Below are 16094 nucleotides of genomic sequence, written 5' to 3' on the forward strand. Positions count from 1 at the left end.
TTGTGCATGGCACACTAGAAAACGTGACAATACGTGACGAACAGGCGCATGAGGCAGCCTCAATGTACTACCTGCAGGGTCAGACGATGGAAACAATCGCTCGCCACCTGCAAATATCGCGCTCATCCGTATCCCGACTGCTCGCACACGCCCGCGAGGTCGGGCTCGTGCGCATCTCCGTGTCCGCATCCCCGGGCACCAAAGGAACCCTTGCCGGGCAAATCGCAGACCTCTTCGGAGTCCAGGTATCCGTCGTGCCCGTCCACGACGTCCACACCGAGGTCAATAGGCTCCACAACGTCGCCCTGGTTGCCGCCGAGCACCTCGTCGACATGCTCTTCCCCGGAGTCACCCTCGGCATCGCGTGGGGCAACACAACCGCCGAGGTCACCCGCGCCATGCCCCACGTCACCTTCGCCGGTTCGACGGTCGTCCAGCTCAACGGTGCCGCGACCGCCACCGAGTCCGGCATGCCCTACGCGGAGGCCATCATGTCCTGCGCGGCCAAGGCCATCGGCGGGCGCATCGTCAACTTCCCCGTGCCCGCCTTCTTCGACTACGCCGACACCAAAGAAGCCCTCTGGCGCGAACGCTCCGTCCAATCCGTCCTCAACACGATCGACAACGCCGACGTCGCCCTCTTCGGCGTCGGATCCATGTCCGCACGCCTGCCCTCCCACGTCTACTCGGGCGGATTCCTCGAACCCGACGAGATCGCCTCCGCACAAAACGACGGCGTCGTCGGCGACGTGTGCACCGTCCTCATCCGCGAAGACGGCTCGACGAACATGCACCTCAACGAGCGGGCTTCGGGTCCCTGCCCCTCCACCCTGAAGAGGATCCCGCGACGCCTATGCGTCGTCTCCGGCGCCTCCAAAGCCCTGCCACTCCTCGGCGCCCTACGCGCCGGAGTCGCCACCGACCTCGTCCTCGACGACGGCGCCGCACACGAACTCCTCGACCTCGTCCACACGCGCGCCCTCAAAAAGCGCACACGCCCCTGACCCCGGCCACCCCACGCAACTAAGCCCCGGCCTCGTCCGCTGAACGAACGAGGCCGGAGCCACATTGTCGATCGGCTCAGCCCAGGCGCTTGACCAGCGGGAACGGAATCGTCTCGCGGATACCCTGGCCGGTCAGGACCATCAGCAGGCGGTCGATACCCATGCCCATGCCGCCGCACGGCGGGAAGCCCTGCTCCATAGCGACGAGGAAGTCCTCGTCGAGGACCATGGCCTCAGGGTCGCCGTTGGCGGCCGCGAGGGCCTGCGCCTCGAAACGCTCACGCTGAACGACGGGGTCGGCCAGCTCGGAGTAGGCGGTGCCCGTCTCGAAGCCGCGCACGTACAGGTCCCACTTTTCCGTCAGGCCGGGGCGCGAGCGGTGGTAGCGGGTCAGCGGAGAGGTGTCCTCCGGGAAGTCATAGACGAAGGTCGGCGCCCACAGCTTGGAGGCGACGAGCTCCTCGAAGATGTCTTCGACGATCTTGCCGGACACGGCGTAGTCGTCGACCTCCAAGCCGATGCGCTCGGCGTACTTGACGAGGGTCTCGCGCGGCGTCTCCACCGTGACCTCCTCGCCCAGGGCCTCCGACGTCGAGCCATACAGGTCAATGCGGTCCCACTCACCTGACAGGTCGTACTCGGTGCCGTCCGCCAGGCGCACAACCTCCTCACCCTCAGACAGGTCGAAGGCGTCACGCGCAGCCTGCTGGATGAGATCGCGCGTCAGGTCCGCCATACCGTTGTAGTCCGAGTAAGCCTCGTAGGCCTCCAAGGCCGTGAACTCAGGGCTATGCGAGGAATCCATTCCCTCGTTTCGGAAGTTGCGGTTGATTTCGAAGACACGATCAACGCCGCCAACGACAGCACGCTTCAGGTAGATTTCCGTCGCAATACGCAGGTAGAGGTCCATGTCGAGCGCATTCATGTGCGTGACGAAGGGACGCGCCGCTGCGCCGCCGTGAATCGCCTGCAGCATCGGCGTTTCCAGCTCGATGTAGTCGCGACGGAAGAAGTTTTCACGAAGCGAGCGGTTGACGGCCGCGCGAATGCGGACCATGTCGCGCGCGGCCGGGCGCGTGATCAGGTCGAGCTCACGGCGGCGAATACGCTGATCTTCGGACAGCGTAATCTCTTCGCCAGCCTCGGTCGTCCAGGTTTTAGGTAGGGGACGCAGCGCCTTGGAGGCGATGGCCCAGGAAGCATCGGGGGCGGGCAGCGCCGTGGGAGCGGCGTCGTAGGCGGCCTGCGCCTCGGAGGTGACCTCGGCGGGGGTCGCGAAGATCGAGAGTTCGCCGCGGCGCGAGGAGATCACGCGACCGTGGACGAAGAGGTGATCACCCAGGTCGACGTCGTTCTTGTAGGCGGCCAACGAATCGGCACCGACGGACGCCGCGGAGAGCATGACCTGAATCCTGTTGCCCTCACCGTCCATGAGGGTCGCGAAGCAGAGCTTGCCGCCGTTGCGCGCGAGAATGACGCGGCCCGCCAGGCCCACGTAGTCCTCGGTCTCTTCGCCGACCTCGAGGTGGGCGTACTTCTCGCGCACCTTCTTAATCGTCGTCGTGATCGGCAGGCGCACTGGGTAGGCGGGGATGCCGGCCTCCATGAGGCGCGCGCGCTTGGCCGCGCGAACCTTGACCTGCTCGGGGGTGTCGTCTGCGGGGGAGGGCGTGGGTGTAGAACAATCGGTCATGCGCCTATCGTACCGGGATTTAGCCTCGCGACGAGGCAGGGGCCCGGTTGGGCTGCTCACGAAGCGTTCGGCCCGTTTCCTTCTCGCGCTGTCAGTGGGACTCCCCGACGTTCGTTCATGAGGCGGTGAGAGCGGCCAGTGAGAACGTGGTAACCCCGCCCTCGAGCGTCATCGTTGGACCATCTGCCGTCACGACAGCAGCGAAGGAAGGCACTCCCATACGCTCATCGTCAACCACCTCAAGGAATCGCATCAGACTCTTGGCTCCAGCAGGTATCGCGGGTTGCCCGAGCTTGACCTCAATCGCTCCCCATCGACCATCAGGGAGCTCGACAATCACATCGACCTCTCGTCCCGCCTTATCTCGGTAGTGCATGACCTGCCCCCCAAGCTCCTGCATGTAGGTGCGCAGGTGCTGGACGACCATCGATTCGAACCAGAGTCCCGCCGTGTTCAAGTCCGCGAGCAGCTTACGCGAGGATGCTCCCAAGGCCGCAGCAGCCAGCGCCGGATCAACAAAGTGAACCTTAGAGGCGGAGCGAATAGCAGTCTTCGAGCGTATCTGTGGAGACCACGCGTCTTGTTCCTCGACGAGGAAGATACGTTCCAACGAACCGATGTACCCGCTAACGGTACGCGGCTGAATATCACCCACGCCTCGCATATCCGCCGCGATCGTTGTCAGCTTCAGCTCGGACGACAGGTTGCGCGCCAGCGAGCGCAGCAAAGCTGTCACTGTTCGTGGGTTACGGCGAGGTTCATCATCCAGGCGCGCAATGTCACTGACAGCAACATCCTCAAGGTAGGCGCGCAGATTACGCTGGGCGTCCTTCTCTGCCAAATCAAGGTCTGCGGGCCACCCTCCATGCACGAGGGCAGAGAGCATTGTGGGAACATCCATCGGCGAGGTGAGAGCAGGGGTGGGCAGATCACCGTCAAAGAGGCCCCCGAGCGAGACGGTTCCAACTCCTAGCCCACGTTCTTCGAGAGTCATAGGGCGCATCCGCAGACGTACGAATCTGTGTGCACCGGAGTGTCGCATCGCATCCTGAGCGGGAACCGATGACCCGGTGAAGATGAACTGGCCCTTCATGCCACGCCGATCGATCTCATGCCTGGCCGTATTCCACAGCTCGGGCGCCAGCTGCCACTCATCAACGAGGCGCGGAGTCTCGCCCTCGAGCAACAAGCGCGGATCCACCTGGAGAGCAGCTGCAACACTAGGCGAACCATCATCGAGGATCACGACCGATGCGGCGTGGTGGCGCCCCGTCTGCGTCTTGCCGGACGCACGGACACCATCGATCAGCACACCACCCGAGGTTCGCAATGCAGATTCGACGCTGCGATCAAGAATACGCGACCGGTACATTTTCCCTCTCTTTCAAGCAAAAAGTAACACATGAAGCTGTTGTAGCGCATGTTTTGGCCGCATTTTAGCGCATGTTTTGGACGGACATTAGCGCATGTTTTGGCTTCATTTTAGCGCGCGTTTCGGACGTAAAGTTGCGCATGTTGTGCCTGCCTCGGCGTGAGCGTCACCTCTTCACGGCAGCTGGGCCCCACTGGTGGCAACGGAGGCAGGGCACCCACACTGCCTCCACTGGGGTTAACGCGCGCATGAAAGGGCCCGAGATACGCGAAGCGCCCACTGTCACCAGTGGGCGCTTGCCCGTGCTGTCAAGCGTTGGTCAGACGCCGGAGCTCTTCAGGCCCAGCTCTCGGGCGCGCTGCGAGTCCTCGGGAACCGTGCCCGCGTGGTTTCCGGCGCTGACGATCCGGTTGGAGCCGTCGACGAAGACGACGGACGGCTTCATGGTGCGCACGAGGGATTCGGGCACCTGGGCGTAGGCCATGATAATGACGAGGTCGCCGACACTCACCTTGTGGGCGGCGGCGCCGTTGAGCTGGATTGTGCCGCTGCCGCGCTCGCCGGCGATCGTGTAGGTCGAGAGGCGCTCGCCGTTGTTGACGTCGACGATGTCGACCTTCTGGCCGGGCACGATGTTCGCGGCGTCCAGCAGGTCCTCGTCCACGGTGATCGAGCCGACGTAGTGCAGGTCGGCGCCGGTGACGACGGCGCGGTGGATCTTGCCGATCGCCATCTCGCGCGTCATTTCCATCATGCGAGCTCCCCCGCGCGCTCGGCGAGACGGCCGACGGGTGTGGAGGCGCCGCGCAGCGGCACCTCCATGTTGTCGATGAGGCGGGTCGTGCCCACCTTGGCGGCGATGAGGAGGCGCCCTTCGCGCGAGCCGTCGGACAACATGGTGGGCGCGGCTGCGCCCTCGCCGACGGGCACGGACTCGGTGCCCGCGAGGATCTCGAAGGTCCCCGCGTCCACGAGCGCAATGTAGTCCAGGTCGATGCCGCCCTCAGCGTCGATGACCGCGCGGCACTGCGCCACGATGTCCGCGGGAGCGGCCCCGGCCTCGGCGACGTCGGCACCGCGGCGAAGGGCGCGCGAGAGCGCACGGGCGCGGATGCGTTCCTCGTCACTGAGGTACTGGTTGCGGCTGGACAGGGCGACGCCGTCCTCGGCGCGCACGATCGGGACGGCGTGGACGCGCACGGGGATGTCGAGCTGGGTGAAGACGGTGCGCAGGACGGCCAGCTGCTGGGCGTCCTTCTGGCCGTACAGGGCGACGTCGGGGCGCACGAGGTTCACGACTTTGGAGCACACGAGGGCGACGCCCGCGAAGTGCGTGGGGCGCGTTTTGCCCTCGAGGACGCGCGCGATGGGACCCGGGTCGATGGTGACGGTCGCGGGTGTGGGGTACACGTCCTGGGGCGCGGGCGCCCACACGAGGTCCGCGCCGACCGCCTCGAGGGCGTCCATGTCCGCGTCCAGGGTGCGCGGGTAGGCGTCGTAGTCTTCGCCGGGCGCGAATTGCGTGGGGTTGACGAAGATTGTAACGATGACGTGATCAGCCAGTTCGCGGGCCTCGCGCACGAGCTGCAGGTGCCCATTGTGCAGGGCGCCCATGGTCATGACGAGCGCCTTCGTGCCGGGCAGCTTGGTCAGCGCCTCGGCCAGCTGGGCGCGCGTGTGGGTCAGGATGGGACGGTTGGTCATGTTTCCATTCTTGCAAATGTCGCATGCCCTGGGCGAAATAGAGTCGCTATCCTCACGCCTCGCTCTGTGGGGGACGAGGCGTGGGCGCGGTCGGCGGGATCGCGCCCGCAGGGGGCCGGTGGATGCCTGGGGTCAGGCGCCGGGGTCGAGGAGGGCCGCCTCGACGGCGGTCGCGGCTCGCTCGTCGAGGAGACGCGCATCGCGCAGCAGGCGGGTCAGGGCGCGTGTCATGTCCGCGTAGGTGTCGCGCTCCCCCGCGAGTTCCTCGCGCGAGCCGAGGCAGCGGGCGTGGGCCGCGATGGTGCCCGCGTCCCCGCGGGCGGCGGGTCCGGAGATGCCCGCGACGCCCTCGGTGAGAGCCCGGTCGAGGGCGGCCTCGAGGAGGGGGCGCACGTACAGGGCGGGGTTCTCGATGCCGGCCGCGGCGAGGATGCGCGTCGTCTGGACGGTGATGCCGGCGATGAAGTTGGCGCCGTGGGCGAGGCCCGCGTGGTACAGGGGGCGGTCCTCCTCGGCGACGACGACGGGTTCGCCGCCCATTTCGACGACGAGGGCCTGGGCGATCGGCAGGAAGGGCGCCGCCGCCGTCACCGCGAAGGGGGTGCCCACGAGGCGGGCCACGTCGACGCTGGTCCCCGTGAAGGTCATCGCCGGGTGGATTGCCAGAGGGATCGCTCCGGCGGTCGAGGCCGGCGCCAGCAGCCCGACGCCCGAGGCGCCCGACAGGTGGATGACGATGTGGCCACTCTGCCAGGCGCCGAGGTCGGCGAGGCCGGAGGCGAGGGGGCCGATCTGGTCGTCGGGCACGGCCAGGATGACGACCTCGGAGCGTCGGGCGACCTCCTCGGGGGACGCCATGGGCACCCCGGGCAGCATCGCGTCGGCCCGTTCGCGCGAGGCCTCCGACGAGGCGGACACGGCGACGATCTGGTGCCCGACGGCGCGCAGGGCGGAACCGATGACGGGGCCGACGTGGCCCATACCAATGATGCCGATACCGAGGCGTCCGGGGGTGCTCATGGTGTCATTGTCGCCGATCTGCGCCTTACTCGCCGCGCGCCGTCTCGCGCGAGGTCGCCTCGACGACCTCGGTGACGCGCGAGAGCCAGCGTTCGGGGGCCTCAGCCTCGCGGCGAACCTTCGAGGCCTCGGAAAGGTTAGCCCACAGCTCCAGGGAACGGCCCGCCTCGACGTGCTCGGCCATCGACGAGACCGGGCCAGGGACCAGCTCCGCGCGCACCGAGGCGACGCTTCGCCACCGCTGGATGGGCCCCTGACGCACCGCACAGGGGGCCGATTCACGCGAGAGACAGACGCCGACATCGCCGCACGACTCACACCCACCTCCCAGGAAACATTCAGACTCATGGGCGACACTGACACCATGAGCACCACCGGAACAGAGGCAAAACTGCTCGTCGTCGACGACGAACCCAACATCCGCGACCTCCTCGCCTCCTCCCTGCGCTTCGCCGGCTTCGACGTCGTCACCGCCGAGGACGGAAGCGGCGCATTCCACGAAGCCCAAGCCTCGCGCCCCGACCTGATCGTCCTCGACGTCATGCTCCCCGACATGGACGGCTTCACCGTCACGCGCCGCCTGCGCGACGCCGGCATCACCACCCCCGTCCTCTTCCTCACCGCGCGCGACGACATGCGCGACAAGATCCAAGGCCTGACCGTCGGCGGCGACGACTACGTCACCAAACCCTTCGGCCTCGAAGAGGTCGTCGCACGCATCCGCGCCATCCTTCGCCGCACGATGGGCGCCGAGGAGGACGACGCCTTCCTACGCGTCGGAGACCTGGTCATCGACGAAGACGCGCACGAAGTCACGCGCGCAGGCGTCCCTATCGACCTGTCCCCCACCGAGTTCAAGCTCCTGCGCTACCTCGTCATCAACGCCGGGCGTGTGGTCTCCAAGATGCAGATCCTCGACCACGTGTGGGAATACGACTGGGACGGCGAGGTCGCCATCGTCGAGTCCTACATCTCCTACCTGCGCCGCAAGCTCGCAGTCGAGGGCGCGTCCGGGGAACTCATCCACACCAAGCGAGGCGTGGGCTACATCCTGCGCGCCGAGGAGTAACGTGCACCCCAGCCTGGCTCAACGCGTCGAGGCCTGGTGGGACGCCAAACCCCTGTCTTCACAGCTCGTCACGCTCATCACCCTCCTGCTCGCCGTCGGCCTCTCACTGTCCGGCACGGTCATGATCGGCCTCCTCCAACGCCACCTGACCTCGCAGATCGACGACCAGCTGATCGCCACCGCGCACACCCTCCAGATCTCCGCCTCCACCGCAACCTTCTCCGCCGACGGCCAGGGCGCCATCCCCACCCTCTATTACATTCAGATCCGTGACACCAGCGGAAACGACCGCTACTTCTACTCCGAGGACACCCTCAAGGCCTCGGGCAAACCCAACCTGCCCGACCTCGTCGACACCTCCTCCGCCCCCATCTCCTCCTTCCGAACGCTGCCCATCACCGTTTCCTCCTCGAAGATGGGCCTCGGATGGCGCGCGCTCGTCGTCCCCGTCTACGACCAGGACTCCGGCGTCTTCTCCGGGTACATGACGATCGCCCTGCCCCTGTCCGACGTCCAGCACACCCTGCGCACCACGGCCTCCTACTTCACCGTCGCCGGCTCAATCATCGTCCTCATCGGCGGATGGGCAGGCCGCGTCCTCGTGCGTCGCGCCCTCCTGCCCCTGCGCTCCATCGAATCCACCGCCGGAAAAATCGCTGCCGGAGACCTCACCAAGCGCGTCACCCCGCACCCGCCCACCACCGAAGTCGGTTCCCTCTCCCTCTCACTCAACTCCATGCTCACCCAGGTCGAGCAATCCTTCGAAGCACGCCAAGCCTCGGAAAGAAAAATCAAACGCTTCGTCTCCGACGCCTCCCACGAACTGCGAACCCCCCTGGCAGCGATCTCCGGATACTGCGAACTCTACGCGATGGGCGGCGTACCAGACGAACGAATCGACGAGGTCATGGGGCGTATCAGCTCAGAGTCCTCCCGCATGGCGAACCTCGTCGAAGACCTCCTGACCCTCGCCCGCCTCGACGAAGGCCGCCCACTCGACATCACCGACATAGACCTGGTCAAACTCGCCGACAACGCCATCTTCGACCTGCAAGCACTCGACCCCACGCGCACCGTCGGGCTCATCGGCACCAACGGACGCACACCCCCCATGACCCTCGTCGTACCCGGCGACCGAGACCGTATCTCCCAGGTCTTCACGAACCTCATCGGCAACATCGTGCGCTATACACCCCAGGGTTCCCCCGTCGAAATCGCTCTCGGACGCAGCGCAGACACCGCAATCGTCGAACTACGCGACCACGGACCCGGCATCGACGAAACCGACCGCGGTCGCGTCTTCGAGCGCTTCTACCGCGCCGATTCCTCCCGCAACCGCAAGTCCGGCGGTTCCGGCCTCGGACTCGCTATCGTCTCCGGCATCCTCGCAGCCCATCGCGGAAACGTATCACTGACAAAAACAAAGGGCGGGGGCCTCACCGTCCGCATCGAACTGCCGACAGCGTGAAGGACATAACGCACAGACTAACACCCGCGACTTTTTCGCTTCTTCATCGGCTTTTCTCACTACACAGTTCACGATAAACCCTTCTGAATCCCCCCAATTTTTCACCGCCGAACATGACCTGAGCACAAAAGCGCACTAGCATGGCTGGATATTCCTCAACAAGGAGAGTGGCCCATGGGTGCACAAGCACCTCAGTGGCTGCTGACGTCGTTCGTCGACGCCATGCAGCAGATCGGCGCGACCGCGACCGATGCAGAACTTGAACATGAGGGCGCAGACCTCATACAGCGATGGAACGCCCCTGAGCGTCAGTTGCACAACCTGCGTCGACTCATGAACACGCTCACCCACATCGACGAAATCGCTTCGTCCGCGCACGATCCTGACATCTTACGGGTCGCAGCCTGGTATTACGGCGCCTTCCTCAACAAAGCCCTCGAAATTAAGCTCGGCGGCTTCCAAGCAAACTTCGCCGCCACCCGCTGCATCGACCACGCACACAATCGCCTCACCAACCTCGGCGTCCCCGACGAAGTCGTCGTGCGTATCGACGAACTCATCGCCTTCGTCACGCGCCACCGCGCCCCACGCACCGATTTTGACGCACAGGTCCTCGTCGACGCAGACCTGGCAGGCTTGTCCGTCAGCCCGCAAGAATACAAAAAGATCCGCTGCGCCCTGCGCGCCGAACTCAGTGAACTCGACGACCTGCAATTCATCAAGGCACGCATCGCCCTGCTCAAAAAGCTACTCAGCTACGAAACGATCTACCAGTCGCCGCTAGGCTCCGCGTGGGAAGACCCCGCACGAGCAAACCTCGAACACGAGCTAACGCGCCTCGAACGAGAGAAAGCCAAGCTGCGCGAAGCCGATAATGACTCCGACGACCCCGACGACCCCGACGACAGCGACGAAATCGTTGAAGACTCCACGACAACGACCGGCACGCTGATCATCAAGCGCCGCTCCATCAAGAAGCGCGCCCCCGTCCACAGCGCAGACGACGAAGTCACCACAACCGGCATCCTACCGCGCAAGATTGAAGAACCCCGTGACGCGGACGAGGAAGCGGAAGCAACCTCCTCTCTCGAGTCTGCTGTCGAGTCGCTGGATCTGCCCAACACCGACTGACGAGGCCGCTGTACCCTGCGCTGAGGCCGCGCCGCTTTGAGCACCCATTGGCGCCAACCCACCCGTCCGCGCAGCGAGCTTCGTTCGGCGCGTCGTCTCGAAGCCCGACCCCACCTCGCCTCCGACAACGGACAACACACCCCAACCCGAGAGCTATCCACAGGCGCTGTTCGTCGCAGACAGTTATCCACAGGACGTTGATTCTGCCTCGATCACGCGCCCGCACGCGCGTAGTGTCATCAGCGACGGACCCACCCGGGGTCCCACAAAGGAGTGACATCATGACCGCATACGCCGTTGACGCCGAGCAAGTATCTGCCGCCTCCGCACAGGCATGCATGACCGCATCAACGATCCGCACCGAAGTCGACACCCTCATGGCGCAGTTGCTCGCGCTCCAGGACTCCTGGAGCGGCGGCGCCCAAGCAAACTTTCAAGCGACCATCACGCAATGGCAGAGCGTCCAAGCACAGACGCACGATGCCCTCGACTCGATTTCCACGCAGCTGCAAGCCGCTGCCTCAACTTACACGGAAGCAGAAGCGCACTCCACATCGCTTTTCGCAAACGCCTAGGTACACGCTGAAAATACACGCCGGGGGCGAGACCCTAACGAGTCCCGCCCCCTACGGATCAGCGCGAAACTGAGTGGCTCAGTACATGCCGCCCATGCCAGCGCCAGCCTCGTCGCCACCGGCAGCCGGCGGCTCGGGCTTGTCGGCGACAACGGCCTCGGTAGTGAGGAACATTCCCGCGATCGACGCGGCGTTCTGCAGCGCCGAACGGGTGACCTTGACCGGGTCAGAGATGCCAGCGGCCATCAGGTCCGTGTACTCGCCGGTTGCAGCGTTCAAGCCAAAGCCCGGGTCCATGTTCGCGACACGGTCGGCAACCACGCCGCCCTCAACGCCCGCGTTCTCAGCGATCTGCTTAAGGGGAGCAGAAACAGCCAAGCGAACAATGTTCACGCCGGTCGCCTCGTCACCGTCAAGGTGATCAAGCGCGGGCAGCGCCACGGCGGCAGCCTGGATCAGGGCGACACCGCCGCCAGCGACCAAGCCCTCTTCGGAAGCCGCACGAGCGTTACGAACAGCATCCTCAATGCGGTGCTTGCGTTCCTTGAGCTCAACCTCGGTGGCCGCACCGGACTTGATGACGGCAACGCCGCCGGCCAGCTTCGCGAGGCGTTCCTGCAGCTTCTCACGGTCGTAGTCAGAGTCGGTGTTCTCGATCTCCTGACGGATCTGGCGCACGCGCGCAGCCAGCATATCCTTGTCGCCAGCTCCCTCAACGATGGTGGTCTCATCCTTGGAGACAACAATCTTGCGGGCGCGGCCCAACAGCTCCAGGTCCGCGTTTTCGAGGGACAGACCCACCGTCTCGGAGATGACCTGGCCACCCGTCAGGATGGCCATGTCCTGCAGCATCGCCTTGCGGCGCTCACCGAAGCCAGGGGCCTTGACAGCCACAGACTTGAAGGTGCCGCGAATCTTGTTAACAACGAGCGTAGCCAGGGCTTCGCCCTCAATGTCCTCGGCGATAATCGCCAGGGGCTTGCCGGTCTGCATGACCTTTTCCAGGACCGGGACGATGTCCTTCACGTTGGAGATCTTGGAGTCCATCAGCAGGACGTAAGCATCCTCGAGGACGGCTTCCTGGCGCTCCTGGTCAGTCACGAAGTAGGCCGACAGGTAGCCCTTGTCGAAGCGCATACCCTCGGTGGTCTCCAGGGTGGTGTCGAAGGAGTTGGTCTCCTCAACGGTGACGACGCCCTCGGCGCCAACCTTGTCGAAGGCCTCGGCGATGAGCTTGCCGATGGCGGGATCGTTGGCGGAGATGGAGGCTGTGGCAGCGATCTGCTCGGTAGTTTCAACGGGCTTTGCGTCGGCGTGCAGTTGGGCGACGATAGCCTCGACGGCCTGGTCGATGCCGCGCTTCAGAGCGATCGGGTTAGAGCCGGCGGCGACGTTGCGCAGGCCCTCGTGGACCAGTGCCTGGGCCAGGACGGTCGCGGTCGTGGTGCCATCACCAGCGACGTCGTCAGTCTTCTTGGCGACTTCCTTGACCAGCTCGGCGCCGATGCGCTCAAAGGGATCGTCGAGGTCGATTTCCTTGGCGACGGAGACGCCATCCTTGGTGATCGTGGGGGCGCCCCACTTCTTGTCGAGCACGACGTTGCGGCCCTTGGGGCCAAGCGTCACCTTGACGGTGTCGGCCAGCAGGTTGAGGCCGTTCTCCATGCCACGACGGGCATCCTCATCAAACTTGATGATCTTGCTCATTGAAAATGCATCCTTCCGCGGTGCGGATCGGGTCCGATGCCCGCGACGGACGACCGCGCTTGGTGCGGCCTCATCGAACCGATGGTTTTATCACTCTCTATGTCGGAGTGCTAAGAATGATTTTGGCACTCGCCAGCATCGAGTGCAAGGCGAGGTGAGCTTCCTTGCGGTCGATGCGCTCAGGGCGTAACACCCGCGTCCCCAAATGCTGAGAACTCTCAATTCAGCGCAGGACGACGACAATGTCGGGATTCCCCAGGCCGCTTTCCTGGCGAACATTATCAATTCCGAGCGTGGAGGCAATATCCTTCGCGGTGCCTTCCATGCTGGGATCCTCGTAGTAAACGGTCGAAGTTTGGGTAGCCCATCCGTCAGCGTTGGCCGCCGAAGTCCCGGCATAGCCCGCCTGGTTAAGGATGCCGGCCTGCGCACTGGCATACCCCTGGGTGCCGGTTCCGTTGAGGACCTGAATCACGGCGCCGTGGTCAGGAACGGAGGAGGCCGGCGTCGTAGAGGGACTAGGCGAGGGCGTGGGGTCACTTGCCTCGTTCGACGGTGCGGCTGTAGTAGGCGCCGGGCTCTGTTCCGGCGTTGCAGCTGTGATCGTCGACACGGGGGCGGGTGTGGGGGTGACAGTCACGGTTTGTTGGCGTGACAGAGCGGTCGCCGCAGCCCATCCGAGCGCGGGAACGATCACGAGGATGGCCAGGAAAGGCCACACGTTCTTCCATTTAGACGGTTTGGGGCGATGCATGCCAACTGGCATTTCCTCGCCGGCGCGATCAAATTCATCCCTGGGGTACTGAGAGCTCACGCGTTCAGACTATCGGAAAAGCAGCGTGCGGTCGCGTGTGGCGCGCGGGAGGGGCGAGGCCGGCGTGAGGTGTGTGGTGGCATGCGGCATTAGGCTGGTGTCATGAGTGATTACAATCCGCGCGCCCTGTCCGAGCTGATCGATCCGGGATGGGCTGCGGCTCTGGCGCCGGTCGAGGACCGCGTCCACGAGTTGGGCGCGATGCTGGCCGCCGAGGTGGACGAGGGGCGCGGCTACCTGCCGGCGGGGACGGATGTGCTGCGCGCATTCACCTACCCCTTCGATTCGGTGAAGGTACTGATCGTGGGACAGGACCCGTACCCGACCCCGGGTCACGCGATGGGTTTGTCATTTTCGGTGCGCCCCGGTGTACAGATCCCCAGGTCTCTGGTCAATATTTTCCGCGAGCTGTGCGAGGACATCGGATGCCAGCCGCCTTCTTCGGGCGATCTGACGGCGTGGAGCGAGCAGGGTGTTTGCTTGTTGAATAGGGTGCTGACGGTGCGCCCGGGAGCGCCCGCGTCGCATCGTGGGCGCGGGTGGGAGGAGGTCACGCAGTGCGCAATTGACGCGCTGGTGGCTCGACGTCGACCGGATGGGTCGCCCGCCCCGCTGGTGGCGATTCTGTGGGGCAAGGACGCGCAGTCTCTGATGCCACGCCTGGGTGAGACTCCTGTCATCGCTTCGCCGCATCCCTCACCTTTGTCGGCGCGCCGCGGGTTTTTCGGGTCCCGTCCGTTCTCGCGCGCGAACCGGATGCTCGAGGAGCAGGGTGCGTCAGGCGTCGACTGGTCGCTGGTGCGCTAAGAGCGGAAGGAGACGACGAGGCCGGGGCGGGCCGCGCGGGCGGCGTCCTCGCCGCGGTGGGGAGTGCCGCGATGAGGGGTGCCACGATGAGGGGCTCTGCGGATACTTCTCTCTCCCATCGAATACACCAGAACGGTTAGGGTGCCGCGTAGGTGACAACCGGGTGCATGTCGGCTGAACTGGACGTTGTGGGCTGGACTGGATGCGGCATCCGGAAAATGGGCACCGCTGTCTCAAGCCGACGGTCTCATGAGCTACCAGCATCGTCGTGTAGCGGTGATGCTGTTTGGAGCCAGGTTGTGGGGAGTCCTCGGATGCTTGGGCCCAGGCTCGCGCGGCGATCATGGCAGGGGTGGATGCGGGCTTGTCCCAGAGGCGCATCTCCCGCTTGATGGGGAGTAGCCTGTAGGCGTCCGGTCTTGTGTGGCGCGAGAGTCCGCATCTCCCGCTTGATGGGGAGTAGCCCCTCGGTGGCCCTCCGTGCGATCGCCCGCCATACGGGCCCTGACGCGGTGTACCTGACTGAAGACGCGCGTTATGGGGCACAACGCGTTGTTCTGGGCTAGGCCCCTGGCATCGTCGAGGGGGCGTCATCGGACTAGCGCGCTCGCGCCGCCGCGCCTGCGACAGGATGGACACCATCGGGAGGATTGCACCTGATCGGGAGTGTTCAACCCGTTGGGGAGCATTGGATCCGTGAGGGAGCATGACACCAGGGGCAATGATGGGGGTTTTGCACCATTAGAAGCCTCCCCTCGGCGTGTCGCCGGCGTGTCGTCTCAAAGCTCGGCCAGTCCCTGCCCCTGCCCATCAATGTCGCACGTAATTCCCATGCGTTTACTTCAAATGTTGAATCCACATCGTTGGAATTGCAACGTTTTCGGGTAGTCTCGAAAAGTGACCGAGGGAAATTACGTGCGAAATTTGTCTGGAGGTTGTCGGGTCTCCGCCCGCGGGTGCCGTGGCTAGCCAAGTGTCTCGAAGCGCGCCCGTGCTCTCCGGACCCTCCGCCCTCTGCGCCTGGGTGTATTTCGGGCTGTCGATGGGGGTTTTGCACCATTAGAAGCCTCCCTTCGGCGTGTCGCCGGCGTGTCGCGCCTCTATTGGTGCAATTCCCCCCGTCTGGTGGCACCCTCGACGTGGGGCGAGCCCGACCGTGGGCCTCTCATGGTGCGATTCCCCCCGTTTGCTGGCGGTGAGGCCGCGGTCCGGGGCGGCGCCGCCCACGCGCATGCCATCGGACCCACGTGCGAAGTGTCGGACCCACGCGCATGCCATCGGACCCACGCGCGAAGTGTCGGGCTCACGTGCGCGGCGAGGAACGCAGGCAGCTCGCGCTCGGAGCAGTTTCGCATGCAATTCGACTGAGTGAACTTTCAACAGCTTCCACAAACGTTGCAATTCTAACGACATGGATGCGCGGTACGACACAGTGTCGGTGGAATTGCATGCGACATTCGTGGAAAGCCCGCCCGGCGGGAGTCATACTCCGCCGCTCGCGCTGCCGCTCGTCGCGCAGCCGGTGGCGCGCCAGTGGCCTGGCACGGTGGATACCGCCGAGGTAAACAACCTGCCCAAGCCCCACCGTGACGGATCATTGGGCAGCCACTCACGGGCCCGCGATGCTGTATTCACAGGAACGAGGCGAACGCGACCAACTAAAATGGTGACTTTACCGGCTCTTCAGAGTTGAGTGTGGGTGGAGGCGTCTAGGCCTCCTGCGATGAGGA

Annotated in this window: 14 protein-coding genes; 6 read left to right on the forward strand and 8 right to left on the reverse strand. The window is 64.8% G+C overall.

Annotation, left to right across the window (positions count from 1 at the left end; translation table 11 throughout):
• Positions 1–62 precede the first annotated feature (62 nt).
• Complete coding sequence (locus tag RYL44_RS08360) at positions 63–1004, forward strand: sugar-binding transcriptional regulator (RefSeq protein ID WP_314804044.1); 942 nt, start codon at positions 63–65, stop codon at positions 1002–1004.
• Between the two features lie 76 nt (positions 1005–1080).
• On the opposite strand, the gene RYL44_RS08365 is transcribed toward RYL44_RS08360, so the two are convergent.
• The 6 genes from RYL44_RS08365 to RYL44_RS08390 all read right to left on the reverse strand — a co-directional run bounded on the left by RYL44_RS08365 (position 1081) and on the right by RYL44_RS08390 (position 7013).
• Positions 1081–2697: a lysine--tRNA ligase gene (locus tag RYL44_RS08365; RefSeq protein WP_314975684.1), complete on the reverse strand. Its 1617-nt coding sequence runs from the start codon at positions 2695–2697 to the stop codon at positions 1081–1083.
• A gap of 115 nt (positions 2698–2812) precedes the next feature.
• Positions 2813–4069, reverse strand: a complete 1257-nt coding sequence (locus tag RYL44_RS08370; protein ID WP_314975685.1) for an ATP-binding protein — start codon at positions 4067–4069, stop codon at positions 2813–2815.
• Positions 4070–4388: 319 nt separating this feature from the next.
• Entirely contained in the window at positions 4389–4823 is a 435-nt protein-coding gene (panD, locus tag RYL44_RS08375) for an aspartate 1-decarboxylase (protein ID WP_314975686.1), read from the reverse strand.
• Positions 4820–5773 carry a pantoate--beta-alanine ligase gene (gene panC, locus RYL44_RS08380; RefSeq protein ID WP_314975687.1) on the reverse strand — a complete coding sequence of 318 codons (954 nt, stop codon included), beginning with the start codon at positions 5771–5773 and terminating at the stop codon, positions 4820–4822. The genes panD and panC overlap by 4 nt, the downstream gene beginning before the upstream one ends.
• A gap of 132 nt (positions 5774–5905) precedes the next feature.
• The gene (locus tag RYL44_RS08385) at positions 5906–6793 is read right to left on the reverse strand and encodes a Rossmann-like and DUF2520 domain-containing protein (RefSeq protein ID WP_314975688.1); all 888 of its coding nucleotides are present in this window, start codon (positions 6791–6793) and stop codon (positions 5906–5908) included.
• A 25-nt stretch (positions 6794–6818) separates the two neighbouring features.
• The gene (locus tag RYL44_RS08390; protein ID WP_314975689.1) at positions 6819–7013 is read right to left on the reverse strand and encodes a hypothetical protein; all 195 of its coding nucleotides are present in this window, start codon (positions 7011–7013) and stop codon (positions 6819–6821) included.
• A 126-nt stretch (positions 7014–7139) separates the two neighbouring features.
• Here RYL44_RS08390 and RYL44_RS08395 point away from each other — a divergent pair, with 126 nt between their 5' ends.
• The 4 genes from RYL44_RS08395 to RYL44_RS08410 all read left to right on the forward strand — a co-directional run bounded on the left by RYL44_RS08395 (position 7140) and on the right by RYL44_RS08410 (position 11036).
• Positions 7140–7862 carry a response regulator transcription factor gene (locus RYL44_RS08395; protein ID WP_009055118.1) on the forward strand — a complete coding sequence of 241 codons (723 nt, stop codon included), beginning with the start codon at positions 7140–7142 and terminating at the stop codon, positions 7860–7862.
• Position 7863: 1 nt separating this feature from the next.
• Complete coding sequence (locus RYL44_RS08400; RefSeq protein WP_314975690.1) at positions 7864–9330, forward strand: sensor histidine kinase; 1467 nt, start codon at positions 7864–7866, stop codon at positions 9328–9330.
• A 174-nt stretch (positions 9331–9504) separates the two neighbouring features.
• Positions 9505–10461 (forward strand): HD domain-containing protein, encoded by a 957-nt coding sequence (locus RYL44_RS08405; RefSeq protein WP_314975691.1) that lies wholly within the window; start codon positions 9505–9507, stop codon positions 10459–10461.
• Positions 10462–10742: 281 nt separating this feature from the next.
• Positions 10743–11036: a WXG100 family type VII secretion target gene (locus RYL44_RS08410; RefSeq protein WP_314803980.1), complete on the forward strand. Its 294-nt coding sequence runs from the start codon at positions 10743–10745 to the stop codon at positions 11034–11036.
• A gap of 78 nt (positions 11037–11114) precedes the next feature.
• Here RYL44_RS08410 and groL read toward each other — a convergent pair whose 3' ends face one another.
• Together groL and RYL44_RS08420 are read right to left on the reverse strand one after the other, a co-directional pair.
• Positions 11115–12743 (reverse strand): chaperonin GroEL, encoded by a 1629-nt coding sequence (groL, locus tag RYL44_RS08415; protein ID WP_073982902.1) that lies wholly within the window; start codon positions 12741–12743, stop codon positions 11115–11117.
• Positions 12744–12966: 223 nt separating this feature from the next.
• The gene (locus RYL44_RS08420) at positions 12967–13509 is read right to left on the reverse strand and encodes a LytR C-terminal domain-containing protein (protein ID WP_276740321.1); all 543 of its coding nucleotides are present in this window, start codon (positions 13507–13509) and stop codon (positions 12967–12969) included.
• A 150-nt stretch (positions 13510–13659) separates the two neighbouring features.
• Here RYL44_RS08420 and RYL44_RS08425 point away from each other — a divergent pair, with 150 nt between their 5' ends.
• Complete coding sequence (locus RYL44_RS08425) at positions 13660–14364, forward strand: uracil-DNA glycosylase (RefSeq protein ID WP_276740314.1); 705 nt, start codon at positions 13660–13662, stop codon at positions 14362–14364.
• Positions 14365–16094: the final 1730 nt, after the last annotated feature.

It is taken from the genome of Actinomyces bouchesdurhonensis, from assembly GCF_963540955.1.
GTDB classification, from domain to species: domain Bacteria; phylum Actinomycetota; class Actinomycetes; order Actinomycetales; family Actinomycetaceae; genus Pauljensenia; species Pauljensenia bouchesdurhonensis.